This window comes from Nocardia sp. NPDC004711 (genome assembly GCF_053601595.1).
Map to the genome: position 1 here is coordinate 23,412 of NZ_JBSGCB010000030.1, position 18,357 is coordinate 41,768.

Annotated in this window: 10 protein-coding genes and 1 pseudogene; 6 read left to right on the forward strand and 5 right to left on the reverse strand. The window is 70.0% G+C overall.

Annotated elements, in window-relative coordinates; translation table 11 throughout:
• Window position 1 precedes the first annotated feature (1 nt).
• Entirely contained in the window at window positions 2-1,264 is a 1,263-nt protein-coding gene (locus ACWEKS_RS28385) for an MFS transporter (RefSeq protein WP_452342973.1), read from the forward strand.
• Here the strand turns inward: ACWEKS_RS28385 and ACWEKS_RS28390 are convergent.
• The 3 genes from ACWEKS_RS28390 to ACWEKS_RS28400 form a co-directional block, all read right to left on the reverse strand.
• Window positions 1,237-2,628 (reverse strand): aminotransferase class I/II-fold pyridoxal phosphate-dependent enzyme, encoded by a 1,392-nt coding sequence (locus ACWEKS_RS28390; protein WP_452342902.1) that lies wholly within the window; start codon window positions 2,626-2,628, stop codon window positions 1,237-1,239. The genes ACWEKS_RS28385 and ACWEKS_RS28390 overlap by 28 nt on opposite strands.
• Window positions 2,625-8,963 carry a beta-ketoacyl synthase N-terminal-like domain-containing protein gene (locus ACWEKS_RS28395; protein WP_452342903.1) on the reverse strand — a complete coding sequence of 2,113 codons (6,339 nt, stop codon included), beginning with the start codon at window positions 8,961-8,963 and terminating at the stop codon, window positions 2,625-2,627. Before ACWEKS_RS28395 ends, ACWEKS_RS28390 begins: the two co-directional genes overlap by 4 nt.
• 101 nt (window positions 8,964-9,064) lie before the next feature.
• Entirely contained in the window at window positions 9,065-9,697 is a 633-nt protein-coding gene (locus ACWEKS_RS28400) for an N-acetyltransferase family protein (RefSeq protein WP_452342904.1), read from the reverse strand.
• 283 nt (window positions 9,698-9,980) lie between these two features.
• Between ACWEKS_RS28400 and ACWEKS_RS28405 the strand changes: the two genes are divergently transcribed.
• Window positions 9,981-11,075: a TerD family protein gene (locus tag ACWEKS_RS28405; RefSeq protein WP_452342905.1), complete on the forward strand. Its 1,095-nt coding sequence runs from the start codon at window positions 9,981-9,983 to the stop codon at window positions 11,073-11,075.
• A gap of 177 nt (window positions 11,076-11,252) precedes the next feature.
• Entirely contained in the window at window positions 11,253-12,593 is a 1,341-nt protein-coding gene (locus tag ACWEKS_RS28410) for a hypothetical protein (protein ID WP_452342906.1), read from the forward strand.
• A gap of 70 nt (window positions 12,594-12,663) precedes the next feature.
• On the opposite strand, the gene ACWEKS_RS28415 is transcribed toward ACWEKS_RS28410, so the two are convergent.
• Together ACWEKS_RS28415 and ACWEKS_RS28420 are read right to left on the reverse strand one after the other, a co-directional pair.
• Window positions 12,664-14,001, reverse strand: coding sequence for a TerD family protein (locus ACWEKS_RS28415; protein ID WP_452342907.1), 1,338 nt, complete (start codon window positions 13,999-14,001; stop codon window positions 12,664-12,666).
• A gap of 56 nt (window positions 14,002-14,057) precedes the next feature.
• The gene (locus ACWEKS_RS28420; RefSeq protein ID WP_452342908.1) at window positions 14,058-14,765 is read right to left on the reverse strand and encodes a haloacid dehalogenase type II; all 708 of its coding nucleotides are present in this window, start codon (window positions 14,763-14,765) and stop codon (window positions 14,058-14,060) included.
• A gap of 65 nt (window positions 14,766-14,830) precedes the next feature.
• Here ACWEKS_RS28420 and ACWEKS_RS28425 point away from each other — a divergent pair, with 65 nt between their 5' ends.
• The 3 genes and pseudogenes from ACWEKS_RS28425 (at window position 14,831) to ACWEKS_RS28435 (ending at window position 18,280) form a co-directional block, all read left to right on the forward strand.
• A complete protein-coding gene (locus ACWEKS_RS28425) occupies window positions 14,831-15,703 on the forward strand; it encodes a class I SAM-dependent methyltransferase (protein ID WP_452342909.1) in 873 nt (290 codons plus the stop codon).
• A gap of 64 nt (window positions 15,704-15,767) precedes the next feature.
• Entirely contained in the window at window positions 15,768-17,072 is a 1,305-nt protein-coding gene (locus ACWEKS_RS28430; protein ID WP_452342910.1) for a DUF1800 domain-containing protein, read from the forward strand.
• Between the two features lie 13 nt (window positions 17,073-17,085).
• Window positions 17,086-18,280: pseudogene (locus ACWEKS_RS28435) on the forward strand (DUF1501 domain-containing protein).
• Window positions 18,281-18,357: the final 77 nt, after the last annotated feature.

The window sequence follows — 18,357 nt, forward strand, 5'->3', positions numbered from 1 at the left end:
GATGACCGTGGCCCCCGCCCGGCCCGCGCCCGACACCGCGACAGCGCCCGGCGCAGCGCTGACCCGGACGACGGTGCTGGTGTTCGCGGTGACCGCGGGCTCCTCCGCGGCCGGCAACTACTATCTACAACCCCTGCTGCATCAGGTCGCCGGGGATCTGAGCATCTCCACCGCGACCGCGGCCCTGCTGGTCAGCGCCGCGCAGATCGGCTATCTGTGCGGCCTGGCCCTGCTGGTGCCGCTGGGTGACTTCCTGCGCCGCCACCGTATGGTCCCGGTGCTGCTGCTGGCCTCGGTTGCGGCCCTGCTGGTTTCGGCCTTCGCACCCGATTTCGCGGTGCTGTTCGCGGGGGTGGTGGCCACCGGTGTCGCGGCCTCGGCCGCACAGGTGGTGGTGCCGTGGGCCTCGGCGCTGGCCGATCCGGCCCGGCGCGGGCAGGTGGTCGGCACGGTGATGAGCGGACTGCTGCTGGGAATCCTGTTGTCGCGGGTGCTGTCCGGGGCGGTGGCGCAGCTGGGCGGCTGGCGGGCGGTGCTGCTGGTGGCGGCCGGACTGCAGGTAGTGATGGCGGTGAGCGTGTACCTGCTCGCGCCCGCCACGCCGCGGGCGGCCACGGGTGAGAGCTACCCGCAGGTGCTGGCGTCGATCCTGGGGCTGATCCACCGGCACGCGGTGCTGCGGCAGCGCATGATGCTGGGTTTCATCCTCATGGCCTGCTTCTCGGCAGTGTGGACGGCCATCGCGTTCCTGCTGTCCGGGTCGCACGGAAGTGCTTACCACTACGGCGAATTCACCATCGGCCTGTTCGGTCTGGCGGGTGTGGTCGGGGCGCTGGGCGCGCCGGTGGTCGGGCGGATGGCCGATCGCGGGCACCTGCGCCGCGTCACCACGCTGACCTGGCTGGTGCTGCTGGCGAGCTGGGCGCTGATGGCCTGGGGCGGGCACAGCGTGGTCGCGTTGATCGCCGCGCTGGTGATCTTCGACTTCGGCATCCAGGGTGCGCATCTGACCAATCAGAGCGCCATCTACACCCTCGATCCGGCCGCGCGCAGCCGCCTGACGACCGCGTACATGGTCACCTACTTCCTGGGCGGTGTAGCCGGTTCGGTGACCGCCGGGGTGGCCTACGAGGCGGGCGGCTGGGCGCTGGTGTGCGAGATCGGTGTCGCCGCAACCATGCTGGGCCTGTTGCTGTGGGCGGTGTTCGCACTCCGCCCACAGCGTGCGGGGGTGCGTCAGCCCGTCATGTCGGCGGGCAGCTGACCGGACATGGCAATCGCCTCGGCGAGCAGGTCCGCCGTCGAGAGCAGTTGCTGCCGCGTGTGTTCCGAGGTGATGAAGAAGCGAAGCCGCTCCTTGCCCACCGGGACCGCCGGGGCCGAAATGGCCCCGGTGTACACGCCGTGCTGGAGCAGGTGGGCCGAGACGAATCCGGCCCGGATCTCGCCCGGCACGATCACCGGCAGGATCGGGGTGCCCTGGGAGTCACCGAGATTCAGCTCCCGCTCGCGCAGCGCGGCATCGAACAGGCGCGCGTTCCCCCACAGCCGGGTGACCCGTTCCGGCTCGGCCTCCAGCACCTCCAGCCCGGCCATCGCCGCGGCGATGCCCGAGGGCACGGGCCCGCCGGTCAGCATGGCCACGCCGGGCGCGCTCGACTTCATCGCCCCGATGAGATCGGCGTCGGCGGCGATGAACCCGCCGACGCTGCCCAGCGCCTTGGACAGCGTGCCCATCCAGATGTCCACATCCGCGCCGGCCATGCCGTAGTGCTCGCGAATGCCGTGCCCGGTGGGTCCGAGGACGCCGAGCGAATGGGCCTCGTCCACCATGACCGCACAGTCGAATTCCCGTGCGACGGCGGCCAGTTCGGCGACGCGGCCGACGGTGCCGTCCATGGAGTAGTGGCCTTCGATGACCACCAGCGCCCGGTCGAATCCGGAGCGCGACATCTTCAGCATCGACCGCAGCGAGTCCGGGTCATTGTGCCGGAAGTTGATCCGGCGGCAACCCGCCCACTGCGTGCCCGACACCACGCTGCCGTGAATCAGGCTGTCGCAGACGGCCACATCGCCCTCGCGCAGCAGGAAGCCGATGACCCCGGCATTGGTCAGATAGCCGCTGGTGGTCACCATGGCGTCGCCCACGTCGTAGATCCCGGCCAGCCGCTGTTCGAGTTCGCCGTAGAGCGGGATCTCGCCGGAGACGATCCGGCTGGCCGCCGCGGACGCGCCGTACTGGTCGAGCGCATCCTTGGCGGCTCGCACCACCCGGGGGTGGCTGGACAGCCCCAGGTAGTTGTAGGCGCTGAAGTTCACCAGGTCGGTGTCCAGGGCCCGGATCACGGTGTCGTTCGGGCTGGTTCGCGGCAGGAACATCGGGTTCGGCATCCCCGACTGCCCGTAGAGCGCGCCGATGGCGGCCCGCTTCACCACGGCCGCGGCGACGTCAGGGTGATCGGCGAACTGACGGCCGGGACCGCGCGGGGTGCGCGCGGCCGCGGTCCGGCCCGGCGGTGCGATCCCGGTGGACACCGGGTGCGGCACCGCGGTGCCCGTGGCCGTCGTCTCCTTTATCCCATTGCCCGCCAATAGTTTCCGGGCCAGATCGCGTGCGGACTCGGTCATGCCGGCACCGCCTGGCCGCTGGTCGCCGCGTCGCCGCCGACCAGGAGTTCGGCCGCCCGGGCGCCGGCCTGCTGGAGGGTGAAGGACCGGCCGACCTTCATCGACATCAGGTCCACGCCGAGCGTCTTGCTCACCAGCGCACCGAATTCCACCGCCATCAGCGAGTCCAGGCCCAGTTCGGGTACCGGTACGGTCAGATCGATGGAGTCGGCGTCGACGCCCATGACCACCGCCAGCTGTTCGGCCAGCATGTGCGCCACCACGTCGGCGCGCTTCTGCTCGTCGAGCTCGCGCAGCGCCGCCACCAGATGTGATGCGGCCGAATTGTCCTCGACCGCGGCGGCGATGCGCTCGGCGGTGCGCCCGGTCATGGCATACCAGGACACCGTGGCGGCCACCCGCGACCAGTCGATGGGAATGATGGACGCATGGTGGTGGATGCCGAGTTCCAGTGCCTTCTCCAGGTATTCGGCGCCCTCCTCCATGCTGATCGGGTCGAATCCAGCGGTGCGCAGGTAGCGGGACACGTACTCGTCCTCGGCCATCCCGCCGCCGGACATGTGGCCCCAGCCGACCGACAGCGCGGTGCCGCCCTGCCGCGCCACCACGTCCGCGGTGGCATCGAGTGCGAGATTGGCCGCGGTGTAGGCGTATTGGCCGATGCTGCCGAAAATGGTGCTGCCGGAGGAGAACAGCACGAACATGTCGAGGTCGGCCCCGGCGGCCTCGATACCGCGCCGGAGCGCGATCACGCCCTCGGCCTTGGGCCGGTACACGGTGGCGAGGCTGTCCCGGCTCATATCGGGTACGCGCTTGTCGTCGAGGCTGCCCGCGGTGTGGAACACGCCGCGCAGCGGGTGGTCGGCGGTGTGCGCCCGCGCGATCACCGCGGTCATGGCGTAGGCGTCGGTGACGTCCACCCGCTCCTCGACCACCTCGACGCCCTGTTCCTGCCAGAGTGCGAGCTGGGTCCGGGCGGCCTCGGTCCGCGGGCCGCCGCGCCCGAGCAGGGTGAGCCGCCGGGCGCCCAGCCCGACCAGCCAGCGGCCCAGGGCCAGGCCGAAGGCGCCGAAGCCGCCGGTGATCAGGTACTGCGCCGCCGGATCCACGGTGACCGCCGGAATCATCGGGCGCACCTGCGGCGCTTCGGATTCCAGGCTCACCGCGATGCGGCCGAAGTGCGCCGACCGGGCTACGTCCTCGAAGGCCTTGGCCACGTCGGCGGTGTCGTACAGCTCGTAGGGCAGGTACCGGTAGATCCCGGCGGCCAGCTTCTCGTGCACGCCCTGCACGAGTTCTCCGGTGAGCCTGCGCTTGAACGCGAGCATGCGGTCCAGGTCGAAGGAGTGGTAGGAGAGGTTCTTGTCGAAGTACCCCAGGTCGAGCACGCCGCCGGTGTAGATGTCGGCCTTGCCGATCTCCACGATGCGCCCGAACTCGGCCACCGCCTTGAAGTTCCGGTGCAGGATCTCCCCGGGCGCGGTGCTGATCACCACGTCCACGCCCCGGCCGTCGGTGAGACCGAGGACGTCGTCGGCGAAGTTGAGCGAGCGGGAGTCCAGCGCATGGTCCGCGCCCTGCGACAGGACGTGGGCCCGGCGCTCGTCACTGCTCGCGGTGCCGATCACGGTGGCCCCGTGCAGTTTCGCGATCTGCACCGCCGCCGAGCCGACGCCGCCCGCCGCGCCGTGCACCAGCACCACATCGCCGGCCCGCACCCGCGCCAGCTCCAGCAGCGAGTGCTCGGCGGTGGCGAAGGCCACGGTGCTCGTGCACTGGCCGACCTCGGCGCTGTCGGCGACCCGGGTGATCAGGTCCGCGTCGGTGGTGTGGAAGCGGGAGATCATGGCCTTGGAGGTCAGGAACACCCGATCGCCGACGGCCACAGTGTCGACATCCGCACCGACGCGGACGACGACGGCGTCGGCCTCCATGCCGGGTTCGGTGCCGTAGAAGGTGCCCGCCATCTCGCGCTCGCCGAGCACGCCGATGACCTTGAGCGGGTCCTTGTAGCCCAGGCCGATGGCCAGGATCCGCACCTCGACCTCGGCCGGCCCCGGGGCGCGCCGGTCGCAGCGCCGCCACGCCAGCCGGGACAGCACCCGCGACTTCGGCAGCTCCAGACGGAAATTCGCCTCCGGATCGGTGAGCGGTTCGGCCTGGTCCAGGGCTTCGAGCCGGTCGGGCAGGGTGGCCGCGACCACGGTCACCCAGCGCAGGCCGTTGCGCAGCACCACCTCGTCGGAATGGTCGTAGGTGAAGGCGCCCGCGATGGCGAGCTCGGCGGCCAGGTCCGCCTCGGCCACCTCGGGATTCACGTCGATCAGCCGCCAGCGCAGTCGCGACTGCTCATTGAGCAGCACCCGGCGGGCGCCGGCGAGGGCGGCGTGGGCCGGGTCGGGCGCGGCATCCTCGTCCGGGTGCGCGAAGGCGCGCTCGGTGACCAGGGAGACGTGGATGGAACCGTCACCGGTCATGGGGATCTCGTCGCCGCGCTGCTGCAGCCAGTCCTCGAGGAAGCCCTCGATCGTCACCGCGATCCGGCGCAGCGTCCAGAGCGCGTCCAGGTCGGTGTATTCCGAACCCGCCACCAGGACGACGTGCGTGCGCTCGACGCCGCTCAGTGCCACGATCTGCTGAAGCCGTTCGCGCACTGCGGCTTCCAGGTCCTCGCGGGTCGGATCGCCGACCGCGAGCACCTCACCGTGTGCCGTCGTGCCCGCGATGAATCCGGCGCGCGGACCGGCCTCGGTGGCGAGGTCGATGGCCAGGGTGTACGCCGTCTCGGGGGACGGCAGCGCGCTGATGTCCACGGGTTCCCGCATGTCCCAGCGGTCTTCGTAGAAGTAGTCCGTGAGCCGTTGCAGCGCACCGCGATCCGGGTTGATGGCCCCCAGCCGCAGCCCGATGATCCGCATGACCACGTTCCGCTCGGCGTCGAGCAGGTCGTAGTCGCAGGTCAGATTGTCACCACTGTGCAGCCGCGCCACCACGGTCACCTGGTCGGGGATGGGTGCGAACACTCGCACCCCCTCCACCGCGACCGGAACCAGCGCGCCCCGTTCGGCATTCGGCGCGGTGGCGAGGACCGCGCCGAAGCACTGCACGGCCGCGTCGACCACGGCCGGGTGGGCGAGGTGGCCGCTGTCGCGGGCGATGGCGCCGTCCAGGGTGGCGACCACGGTATTGCCGGACACCCGCAGCTCGGTGGCGCGGCGGAAGGCCGGGCCGTAGTCCAGGCCGCGTGCGGCGAAGGCGGTGTAATAGGCGTCCGGGTCGATGGCGAGCATCTCCTCGAGCGCCGGCAGGTCGGCCTTGCTCGGCTCGTACACGCCCTCGACCAGCCGGCCGGTGGCATTGATGGTCCAGTTGATGCTCGCGGGCTCGCGGGAGCGAATCGTGAACCGCCGCGTGGATTCCTCGACGTGCAGCTCCACCACCGGCGCCATGCCCTCGTCCACCACCAGCGGCGCGAGGAAGCGGACATCCTCGACGGCCACCCGGGTGGACTCGGTGCGCAGCGCCGCCGCGCTCAGCGCCGCGTCCAGATAGGCCGCGCCGGGCAGGATCCGGGAGCCGCCCACCACATGGTCGGCCAGCCACGGCAGATCGCCCACGCTGAGCTGGATGCGCCAGGCCGTGGTCGGGTCCTCGAGCATCGGATCGCCGAGCATGCGGTAGCCGCCGGGGGTGCCGTACTTGAGCTGTTGCACGCCCAGCAGCTCGACGCGCAGCCGGGTGCGCTGCCACGGATAGCGCGGCAGGTCCACGTGCGGGGTGACGAGCGCGCCGAAGAGGGCGTCGATATCGAGCACGCCCGCGGTGTAGAGGCCCGCGACGGTCTGCCGGACGCTCTCGTCGTCGGCCTGCTTGCGATTGAGGGTGGCGACGGTGGTGCCGGTCTCGCCCGCACCGATGAGGATCTCGCGAATGTTGGCTCCCAGCACCGGATGCGGGCCGACCTCCAGGAACACCCGGCTGCCCGCGCCCACCAGTTCGGTGACGGCGTCGGCGAAGCGCACCGGCTGCCGCACATTCGCGCACCAGTACTCGGCATCCCAGTCGCCCGCGCCGACGCGGGTCCCGGTCACGGTGGACCACAGGGGAATTAGCGGATCGGCGAGCGTCAGATCGGCCAGCTCCGTGCGCAGCTCGTCGAGGATGGGGTCCATCAGATAGCTGTGGTAGGGCACCTCGACCTGTAGTCGGCGCGCGAAAATGCCCTGCTCGGTGAGGGATTCGGCGATCTCGTCGAGCCGCTGCCCATGGCCGGCCAGGGTCACCGCGCTCGGGCTGTTGACCGCCGCGATGCTGACCAGCTCGTCGCCCTCGATCAGCTCCAGGGCCGCGGCCTGCGGCAGGCCGATGGCGAGCATGCCGCCCGAACCGGCCGTGGTGGCCTGCAACCGCGCCCGGTGATAGCTGACCAGCAGCGCGTCCCGCAGCGAGAGCATCCCGGTGACGTAGGCGGCGGGCACCTCACCGACACTGTGGCCGACCACGGCGGCGGGCCGGATGCCGAGCTCGTCGAGCAGCGCGACCAGCGCCACCTGGATCAGGAAGTTGGCGGGCTGGGCGACCGCCGTCGTTGTGACCCGCGACTCCTCCTCGGGCCGTAACAGTTCCTCGACGATGGACCAGCCCGAGATCTCCCGGAACACGGCGTCGATCCGCTCGGCGGCGGCGGCGAAAGTGCCACCGGCGGTGAGCAGTTGGCGGCCCATGGCCCACCACTGCGGTCCCATGCCGGTGAAGACGAAGACCGGCTCGGGCACCTTGCGGGTGACCACCTTGGCGGTACGGCCCTCACCATTGGCGAAGTCCACCAGGGCCCGCACCAGCTCGGCATCGTCACCGAAGGTCAGGCCGGCGCGCACGGGGTGATGGTGGCGGCGCGTCCAGGCCGCCTCGGCCAGCCGGGCGGGGTCGGCGCCCGCCGCGATCAGTTCGGCGAAGCCGCGTGCCAGGGCGCGAGCGGCCGTGTCGTTGCGGGCCGAAATCGGCAGCACTCCATGGTGTCCGGGCTCATGGGCGGGCGCCTCCGCCGGGATGTACTCCTGGAGGATGGCGTGCGCGTTGGTGCCGCCGTATCCGAAGCCGTTGACCGCGATGGTCATTCGCGTCTCCGGTGCGACCGGCTGGGCCTCCAGTTGCAGCGCCAGGCCGAGCTCCTCGAAGGGGATGTCGGGGTTGGGTTCGTCGAGCCAGCCCTGCGGGGCGATCGTGCGATGGGTGATGGCCAGCGCCGACTTGATGACACTGGCGATGCCGGAGGCCGCCTCGGTGTGCCCGAGCTGCGCCTTCACCGAGCCCACGCCCAGCGGTCCGGTGCGCTCCGCGACCCGTCCGTAGGCGCGGCCGATGGCCCGCAGCTCGAGCGGATCGCCGACCGGCGTGCCGGTCCCGTGCGCCTCCACGTAGGTGACCTGGTGCGGCGCGATGCCCGCCCGCTCGGTCACCGACTTCGCCAGGGCCTCCTGCAGATCGGCATTGGGCACGGTGATGGCGGTGGTGCGCCCGTCCTGATTGGACCCGGTCGCCTTGACCACCGCGTAGATCCGGTCCCCGTCGCGCTCGGCGTCGTCGAGCCGCTTCAGGACCACCATGCCCGAGCCCTCGCCGCGCCCGTAGCCGTCCGCGCTCGCGTCGAAGGGCTTGCTGCGGCCGTCGGCGGCCAGGAAGCCGCCCTTGCACATGGACACGAACGTCTCGGGCTGCAGCATCAGGGTGACCCCGCCGGCCAGCGCCACGGTGCAGTCGCCGTTCTCCAGCGCCTGGCAGGCCAGGTGGAAGGCCACCAGCGACGACGAGCACGCGGTGTCCACCGTCAGGGCGGGGCCGATCATGTTGAGCGCGTACGCGATCCGGTTGGAGATCATGGTGTACGACGCGCCCGCCGGGGTGTGCATGTCCACCCAGGGCAGCGTCGCATTGGTCAGGGACGTGCCCATCTGGTCGAGGGTGAAGGCCCCGACGTAGACGCCGATCGGCGCACCCGAGACGCGACCGGCGATGCCCGCGTCGTCCAGTGCCTCCCAGGCGACCTCGAGCACCAGCCGCTGCTGGGGGTCCATGGCGGCGGCCTCGCGCGGTGAGATGCCGAAGAACTCGGGGTCGAAAGCCCACGGATCGCCGGTCATGAAGGCGGCGCGCTTGGTGTACATGCGGCCCGGCGTGCGCTTGTCCGGGTCGTAGAAGCGGCGGTAGTCCCACCGATCGGACGGGATCTCCACGACCCCGTCGCCCTTGTTGATGATGAAGTCCCAGAACGATTCCGGTGAATCGATACCACCGGCGTAGCGGCACCCGATTCCGACAATGGCAATGTCAGACACTACGTCTCCTCGGCAAAACAGAAACGAACCTGGCGATCCCCCCCGAGGCGATGCGGAGCCGCCCGGGTCGTGATCCACGATCCGGGCGTCCGCTGCCGACGTCAGCCGGCGCTGACGCGCGTCGGCGGACGCAGCAGGAAGTTCATGTCCGGACCACTACTCCCGATTCGGGTCCGGCCGACCTGCTCGAATTTGATCGCCTCGTAGTAGGCGACGTTCTCGTCCTTGCAGATTCCGCACAGCGCGCGCCCGTGCGCGTCGGATTCGGCGGTGAGCCGGGCCAGTAGCGCGCGGCCCACACCCGCCCGCTGCGCCTGGGGTTCCGCGCCCAGATAGACCAGATAGTTGTGCGGTTCGGCGGGTGCGGTGCGGGCGATGGCGGCATCCACCTCGATGCCCCGCTTGGTCGCGCCGGCGCCCATGGCCCACAGCAGCTGGGGGCCCGAAATGGCTTCTCGCCATGCCGGATTGCGGTAGCCGTCCGGAATCCACAGCGACACGCCGACGATCCGGTCGTCCACCTCCGCCACCAGCGTGCCGTTGGCGGGCAGGTAGCGGTGTTTGATCAGAACGCGAAGCATGCCGGGCGCGCGCCGGCGGCGGACCACAGGATCGGGGAAGACGTAGTCCTCGATCGGGTCATCGGACTCGAAGGCCAGGGCGAGCACCCGGACCATGTCCTCGATGTCGGCTTCGGTGGCGCGGCGAACGACCGGTGCATCCGACTGAACCAAAACAGTCCCTTACATTTTCATGCCCGTCGGTGCCCGACCCCGATGACGGACAGTCTGCTGGTGTCCAGTGGTGCCTGCGTGTCCCCTACTGAACGGCAGCCCCGCAGGCTACTGTCGAGTAGGGTACTCGTAAGTTACTGATCATGCGACCGATTCGTGTTGTGGCATAAAACGTTTCACCGGGGGATGGCCTGACGCTGTGACATGTCCTAAGGTTCGCGCGCGTAAAAGCGATATCGCTTCGTTTCGTCCGCGTGACCCATGGTTCCCATAAAGTGGGAGCGTGGCCGCACTTCTAACCCAAGGGCAGACCGGTGAACTGGGCGTCGCGGATATCACCGTGACGGTGCACTTCAGCGCGGGTATCGATCTGGCCGCGCTGCTTCTCACCGATCGGGGCGCCGTCCGCGACGACAACGACCTGATCTTCTACAACCAACCCGCGGGCCCCGGCATCCAGCTGGTGCCCGGGCAGAACGCCGTCGCCGTCAGCCTGGCGTCGGTACCGCAGGGGGTGGCGCACATTCGCATCGTGGTCACCCTGGACGACCGCGACGGCCGCCTCGGCGACTATCCCGCACCGCACATCGGCATCGCCGATGAACGCGGAATCCCGTTGTACGAGTACGTGATCGACGGCCTCGGCAACGAGTCGGCGGTGGCGGCGGTGGATCTGGACCGCGGCGCCGACGGCTGGTATGCCCGGGCCGTCGGCTTCGGCCATCCCGGCGGCTTCGCGGCACTGCTCGCCGATCACGGCGTGTCGATCAGCACCTCGCCGCAGCCGGCGCGCTCGGCCGCGCCCGTCATCGCGCCGGTGCTGCGGGTCGGCGACACCGTCGCGCTGCGGCGGCAGGGCGCCGACCTGAGCTTCGTCAAGATGGGGCTGGGCTGGGATCCCGTCCATGTGCAGCACAAGTGGGGTTCGCGCCCGGTCGAGATCGATCTGGACGCCTCGGCCCTGGTCTACGCCGGGCACGATCTGGTGGACGCGGTGTACTACGGCCAGCTGGTGACCAAGGACGGCGCCATCCGGCACTCCGGCGACAACCTCACCGGTGAGGGCAAGGGCGACGACGAGGTCATCACGGTCGACCTGACCCGGGTCGGCTCGCACGTCACCGCCATCGTCTTCGTCATCACCTCCTACGCGGGGCATACCTTCGAGCGGGTGCGCAATGCCTTCTGGCGCTTGATCGACGGCACCAACAGCGCCGAGCTCACCCGGTCCAACCTGAGCTCGGGCGGCCCGCACACCGGGATGGTGGTGGCGAAAGTGCACCGCGAGGACGGCATCTGGAAGGTGCAGGCGCTCGGTCATCCGATCCAGGCCGGACATCCGGTCGAGGCGGCGTCACAGGTCGGTAAGTTCCTCTGAGTTCCGGGCCTCGGCCGGTTCGCCCGGCCGAGTTTTCCGGCGAGTCGCCGGTGTGCCGCGGGTGAACAGGTTCATCCGGGTCCGGCCGGATCCTGATACCGGCCATACTGTCGTAGTTTTCGTGGTTCCAATCTGTGCTGCTCTACCCCCTTCCATTGCTGAAACGAGGTAGCTCACATGTTGCGTACGTCACGACGGTTCGGAGTCGCACCGAAATCCCTGCTGCTACTGGTCTTCCTGGCCATCGTCGGCCTCGTCATCACCGCCTGCACGGGCGCGCAGGGCAGTTCGGTGGCCGCGGGCACGCTGGACACCGGGTTCGGTAACGGCGGCAAGGTCACCACGGATCTAGGGTCGCAGGCCGATCACGCGAATGCCGTTGTGGTGCAGCCCGATGGCAAGATCGTCGTCGCCGGCAGCACCCAGGATCCGGCCCAGGGCGACAACTTCGCGGTGGTCCGGTACTCCGCGGACGGCAAGCTGGACAGCGCCTTCGGCAACGGCGGCAAGGTGGTCACCGACTTCGGCGGCAAATCGGACGTGGCGAGCGCGGTCGCGCTCCAGGCCGACGGCAAGATCGTCGCGGTGGGCACCAGCCACGGTACCGCCACCGGGGACAATATCGCCGTCGCCCGCTACACCACGGATGGCAAGCTGGACAACGGTTTCGGCGTCAACGGCCAGGTGAGCGCCGACCTGGGCACCGCGGCCGATCACGGCAATGCGGTGGCGGTGCAGGCCGACGGCAAGATCGTGGTGGCCGGCAGCACGCGGGACCAGGAGCAGGGCGACAACTTCGTGGTGCTGCGGTATACGCCGGATGGCAAGCTGGACAACGGATTCGGCACCGACGGCAAGGTATCGACCGATTTCGGTGGCAGGTCGGATATTGCGAAATCCGTTGTCGTGGAATCGGATGGCAAGATCGTGGTCGCCGGGACCAGCAGCGGCACCACCACCGGCGACAATATCGCGGTCGCGCGCTACACCTCCGACGGCAAGCTGGACCCCGGGTTCGGCGTCAACGGTCAGGTGAGCTCCGATCTGGGCACCGCCGCGGATCACGGCAATGCGGTGGCGGTGCAGTCCGACGGCAAGATCGTGGTGGTGGGCAGCACCAAGGATCCGGTGCAGGGCGACAACTTCCTGGTGGTGCGGTACACGCCGGATGGCAAGCCGGACAGTGGTTTCGGTGCCGATGGCAAGGCCACCACGGACTTCGGCGGCAAGTCCGATGTGGCGGCCGCGGTCGCGCTGGCTCACGACGGCACGATCATCGCGGTCGGCACCAGCAGCGGGACCGGCACCGGGGACAATATCGCGCTGGCCCGCTACACCTCCGACGGCAAGCCCGACAGCGGCTTCGGTGCGAACGGGAAGGTGAGCACCGACCTCGGGACGGCGGCCGATCACGGGAATGCCGTGGCGCTGCAGGCGAATGGCGGGATCGTGGTAGCAGGGACCACCAAGGATTCCGCGCAGGGCGACAACTTCGTGGTGCTCCGTTACGGCGCCTGATTCCCGGTTCGGTTCGTGGGCGGGGCGCGTCCGATCCGGGCGCGCCCCGTTTCCGTCGGGCGTTGTGCTCTCAGGAGACGGTGATGAACCGGCCCAGCTGCGGGACGGCCTCGCCCGGATGCTTGGCCTGGAAGCCCTCTCCGATGGCCTGCAGCGCCCACTCGCCGTTCGCGCGGAACACCTTGGCCATGGCGATCGCCGTGAACGGCATGCCACCCGCCAGCGCGTACCGGGCCAGCTCGGCCTGCGTGGTGTCGTCCACCAGCCGGCAGTAGGCATTGCTGACCTGCTCGAAGGTGTGTCCCTGATACGAGGTGACGATGAACAGCAGCGTGTTCACCTGGCGTGGCACCCGGCTCAGGTCGACCAGGATCACCTCGTCGTCTCCGGCGGCGCCCTCACCGGTCAGGTTGTCGCCCGAATGCCGGATGGAGCCGTCCTTGGACGTCAGCTGCCCGTAGTAGGCCACGTCCACCAGGTGCCGGTCGGCGAACATGGCCACCCAGGCGTCCAGGTCGATGTTCACCGGTCGCCGCCCGAACAGACCGCCCTGCCGGGCGGGATCCCAGCCGAGCCCCATCCGAATCCGGGTCAGCGCGACACCGCCGTCCTTGCGCAGGGTGACGCGCTGGCCCTTGGACAGATTCACCGGTCGCCCGCGTGCGAGCCCGCCGTCACCGGCCGGTGGCGCGGGGTTCGGGGGCGGCGGGACCTGATAGGCCGAATTCTGCTGGGGCTGAGCGGGATACGGTGCAGGCGGCGGCGGTTGAGTGCTGTACGGCGAGTTCGGCGGCGGCTGAGAGGGATACGGCGAGTTCGGCGTGACATAGGTCGGCTCGACCGGCGGCGGGTAGGCCGTGGGGGAGGGCGGCGGGGGAGCGGTGCGGTTCTCGGCGGGCGGCGCTTCCTCGACGGTGACCCCGTGGTCGGTGACCAGGGCCGCGAAGCCGCCCGCATAGCCCTGGCCGACCGCGCGCACCTTCCAGGTGCCGTAGCGCCGGTACAGCTCGACCGCGATCACGATCGATTCGCTCTGCAGATCCTCGATCTTGTACTCGTACAGCGAGTTCCCGTGCTCATCGGAGACCAGCGCGATCGGCGGGGCGATGCGGCCGAAGGTGGACCCGGCCTCGTCGAGCGTGATCACCGCCCGGATCTGGGTGATGTCGGCGGGCACCTGGGTCAGCGCCACCGACAGTTCGGCGGGCTGCCCCGCCTCACCGTTCCGCAGCCGCACCCCGGGCCCGGCCGGCTGGTTGTAGAACACGAAATCCGCGTCCGAGCGTACCTTCCCGTGCTCGGTCACCAGCAGCGCGGACAGCGCGGCGGCCGCCGCGACCCGGACGGAAACCACCACCTCCGGCGCGGTGAGCGGTCCGTTCTGACCCTTCACAAGCGTTGTGGACAAGGCCGATCCTCCCGTATCGAGACGCCCACTTGCCACTGTAGGAGACCGGGGTGCCCTCAGCAGCCGAGCTGATCGGCCAGGTCGAGGAAATCCACGGCATTGATATCGAATTCATCCGAGAACTCCGCATCGCCGAGCTCGGGATCGCCGTACTCCAGGGGGCGCGTGACGAACGCCGTCCGGAATCCGAGCTCGCCGGCCGCCCGGATGTCGTACTTGTGGCTGGCCACCATCATGATCTCGGCGGGTTCCAGCCCCAGATACCGCGCCGCGAGCCGGTAAGTCCGCGGATCCGGCTTGAACACCCCGGCCATCTCCGCCGCGAACACGGCATGCCACGGCAGCTCCCCGTGCCGCGAAATCTCCACCACGGCACTGACATCCGCATTCGACAGCGTCGCCAGCGTGAACCGTCCCCGCAACCGCCGCAGCCCCGCCACCGTATCCGGCCACGGGTCGAGCCGAGCCCAGGCCCGGGCCAGCTCGTCCCGCTCCGGCACCCCGATCGAGATCCCCCTCGTCTCGAGCAGCGGGTCCAGCGTCTTCCGGTACACCGAGGCCACGCTCACCCAGGGCCCCTGCTCCGGCCGCTGCGACGTCGCCGCGAAATACGCGGCCCGCCACTCGTTCACGAACGCGCCCCAGTCCTCTCCCGGCCGCTCAGCCGCGAGCGCGGCCTCGGCCGCCCGCCGGATGGTCGAATGGAAATCGGTAGCGGTCCCCTGTACGTCGAACAACAGCGCCTTCGGGCTCAATACGTCCACAGCCGAAGACTAGGCGAGTTGTTTGTCATAGTTCCGACGGCCGGGGACGGCTCTAGGCTGAGCCCATGGAGACGGGTAGGGCGAGTAGGACGGCGTTGGCTACCGCGTATGCGCGGGCCCATCACCAGCTTTCGGGGGAGCCTCGGGTGTTCACCGATCCGCTGGCGGCGCGGATCCTGGGGATGACGGCGGATCGGATCGGGGATCTGGATACCGCGACCCTGGATCGGCCGGGCGGGAACGATCCGCGGCAGCGGGTGCGGCGGTATTTCCTGGCGGCGCGGGCTCGGTTCGCCGAGGATGTGGTGGCCGCTGCGGTGGCCGACGGGACCACGCAGGTGGTGATTCTGGGGGCGGGGCTGGATACGTTCGGATATCGGAATCCGTATCCCGGTCTGCGGGTGTTCGAGGTCGACCATCCGGACACGCAGGAGTGGAAGCGTGAGATGCTCGCGCAGGCCGGGATCGAGATTCCGGAGTCGCTCACCTTTGTTCCGGTGGATTTCGAAACCGGCACGCTGGCAGGGGGATTGGCTGCCGCCGGGTTCGATCGGGAGCGGTCGGCGGTGTTCGTCTGGCTCGGCGTGGTCATGTACCTGACCCGGGCCGCCATCGAGGAGACCCTGCGGTTCATCGCGGGTCAGGGGCAGCCGGCGCATGTGGTGCTCGACTACCTGAGCGGGGGGAACACGGACGAGGAGCGCGCGGAGGTGCGGGCGCGGGCCGCGCGGATCGCGGCGCTGAACGAGCCGTGGCTGAGTTACTTCGAACCGGAGGAGATCGAGAACCTGCTGCGCTCAGTGGGTTTCGATACGGTCGAGTTGCGGTCGCTGTCGGGATTGTTCGAGGAGTACCTCGGCGAACCGCTGGCCGATCTGCCGCCGGGGAGGGGGCGCGCGCCGCTGCTGCACGCGGTTCGCTTGGCGGTCGGGGACTGAAGATTGCCTGAAACTCCGCGCCGGGCCCGCTGAGCGGGCGCGCGGGCGCTCGATACTCGGGGACATGGGCAAGTCTGCGGAGTGGATGCGTACCGCGCGGGTGCTGCGCCGGACCGGGTTCGGGGCGACGGGGTCCGAGATCGACGCGGTCCCGGATGTGGCGGGCTACCTGCGCGCCGCGCTGACCGCCGACCCCGAGGCCGATCCGGGCGCGCGGGCCACCCCTGTGCCGGAGCTGGTTCCGCCCACCCCGCTCGGCAAGGGCGCGACGACCGAGGCCCGCAAGCAGTACCAGGCGCAGATCACCGGTCAGCTGGACACGCTGACCTGGTGGTGGCTGCGGCGCATGGCGGCCGTCCGGGTCCCGGTCCGGGAGAAACTGACCCTGCTGTGGCACAACCACTTCGCCACCTCGGCCACCAAGGTGCGCAATGCCGCCGAGATGGCCGCGCAGAACCGGACGCTGCGGGCCGGCGGCGCGGGTGACTTCGCCGCTCTCGCCTACGCCATGCTCACCGATCCGGCCATGCTGCGCTGGCTCGACGGTGTCGCCAATACCGCGAAGGCGCCCAACGAGAACCTGTCCCGCGAGTTCATGGAGCTCTTCGCGCTCGGCCACGGCAATGGGTACACCGAGACCGATGTCCGCGAGGGGGCCCGGGCGCTGACCGGCTGGACCATCACCGGTGGTGCGGCCACCTTCGATGTCGAGCGTCATGACACCGGCGCGAAAACCGTACTGGGCGTGACGGGTGCGCTGGACGCCCGGTCGTTCTGCGATACCGTGCTCGCCCGCCCGGAGTCCCCGCGCTTCGTGGCCGGGCGACTGTGGCAGCAGCTGGCCTCCGACGATCCGCCCTCCGATGCCGCCCTGAACCGCCTCACCGCCGCCTACGGCCCCGGCCGGGACCTGTCCGCCCTGGTGACCGCCGTCTGCACCGATCCCGAATTCACCACTGCCCGCGACACCGTCGTCCACGGGCCGGTGGAATGGCTGATCGCCGCCGTGCGGGCGTTCCGGATCCCGCTGACCGCGGACGCCGATGCCCGCGCCCTCGCCGGGACGCTGCGCAAACTCGGCCAGCTGCCCTTCTATCCGCCCACCGTCGGCGGCTGGCCGCGCGGGCAGGGCTGGATGTCGAGTGCCGCCGCGCAGATACGGCTCACGGCGGCACTGGATCTGATGAAGCAGGCCGACCTGTCGCCGATCACGCGGGCGGGCCGGGGCGACCGCCTGGACGCGACCGCCTACCTGCTCGGCGTCGGCTCCTGGTCCGACCGCAGCGCCGCCGTGCTCGCGACCGCCGTCGATCAGCCGCCCCGGCTGGCCGCGCTCGCCATCAATACGCCCGAATACCTCACCAGCTGAAAGCCACACCACCATGCCGCAATTCAGTCGCAGACAGTTCCTGGTCGGCACCGGCGTGCTGGGCGCGCTCGGCGTGGCCGGCGCCTCCGTGATCACCTGGGACGAGCTGCAGCAGCGCGCCGTCACCACCCCGCTGGCCGCCGGTTCCGGAATCCTGGTGGTGCTCACCCTCTACGGCGGCAATGACGGCATCAGCACGGTGATTCCCTACGCGGACAACGCCTATCACGACGCCCGTCCCGAGCTGTCCTACCGCCCCGAGGAAGTCCTGCACCTGGATGACCAACTGGGCCTCAACCCGGCCTTGAAGGGCCTGTCCGGCCTGTGGCGCGACCGCACCCTGGCCATTGTGCGCGGGGTCGGGTATCCCGCACCCGACCACAGCCACTTCCGTTCCATGGACATCTGGCAGACGGCCTCACCCGACGAGCCGGTGCAGACCGGATGGATCGGCCGCTGGCTGGACGCGACGGGTGACGATCCGGTCCGCGCGGTCAATATCGGGCCCGTCCTGCCCCAGCTGGCCCTGGGTGCGAAACACACTGCCGCAGCGCTGGATCCAGCGTCCGCGCCGCTGTCCGACGATCTCGCGGCGGCGCTGTCCGGCCTGGCCGCCGCCGACGCCTCCGACAGCCCGGCGCGGGCCCGGGTCTGCACCGGATACCAGGCCGAACAGACTGTCCGGCAGACCTTTTCGTCCCTGAGGTCGCCCGGGAAGACGCCCGCGAACCCGCTGACCGCCCAGCTGGACCTGGTCTCCCAGTGCGTCAAGGCCGGTGTCCCCACCCGCGTCTACTCGGTCAGCCTGGGCGGCTTCGACACCCACGCCGACGAACGGCACACCCAGGAGCAATTGCTGGGCCGCCTGGACGAGGCGGTCACCGCCTTCCTGAAGGACCTCTCCACGCATCCGCGCGGCCGCGATGTGGTGCTGATGGCCTACAGCGAGTTCGGCCGCCGGGTGGCCGCCAATGCTTCACAGGGCACCGATCACGGCACCGCCGGACCCGTCTTCCTGGCCGGGACGCCGGTGGCCGGGCGGCTTTCACGGCGACGAGCCCAGCCTCACCGACCTCGACAATGGCGACCTGAAGGTGACCGTCGACTTCCGCGACGTCTATCACGAACTGCTGCACCAGGTCCTCGCCACCGACCCCACCCCGGTGGTCGGTTCCGGTCGCCGTGACCTCGGCCTGCTGTCCGCCTGACCGCGGCGTGCCCGGAATGTCGGCTCCGCGACACCCGTAAGTGTTGCCGACCGGCCCGGAACGCGGTATTCAGTTCG

Coding starts and splice junctions, on each gene's coding strand:
- ACWEKS_RS28385 (WP_452342973.1), top strand. CDS start 2: ATGACCGTGGCCCCCGCCCGGCCCGCGCCCGACACCGCGACAGCGCCC.
- ACWEKS_RS28390 (WP_452342902.1), bottom strand. CDS start 2,628: ATGACCGAGTCCGCACGCGATCTGGCCCGGAAACTATTGGCGGGCAAT.
- ACWEKS_RS28410 (WP_452342906.1), top strand. CDS start 11,253: ATGTTGCGTACGTCACGACGGTTCGGAGTCGCACCGAAATCCCTGCTG.
- ACWEKS_RS28425 (WP_452342909.1), top strand. CDS start 14,831: ATGGAGACGGGTAGGGCGAGTAGGACGGCGTTGGCTACCGCGTATGCG.
- ACWEKS_RS28430 (WP_452342910.1), top strand. CDS start 15,768: ATGGGCAAGTCTGCGGAGTGGATGCGTACCGCGCGGGTGCTGCGCCGG.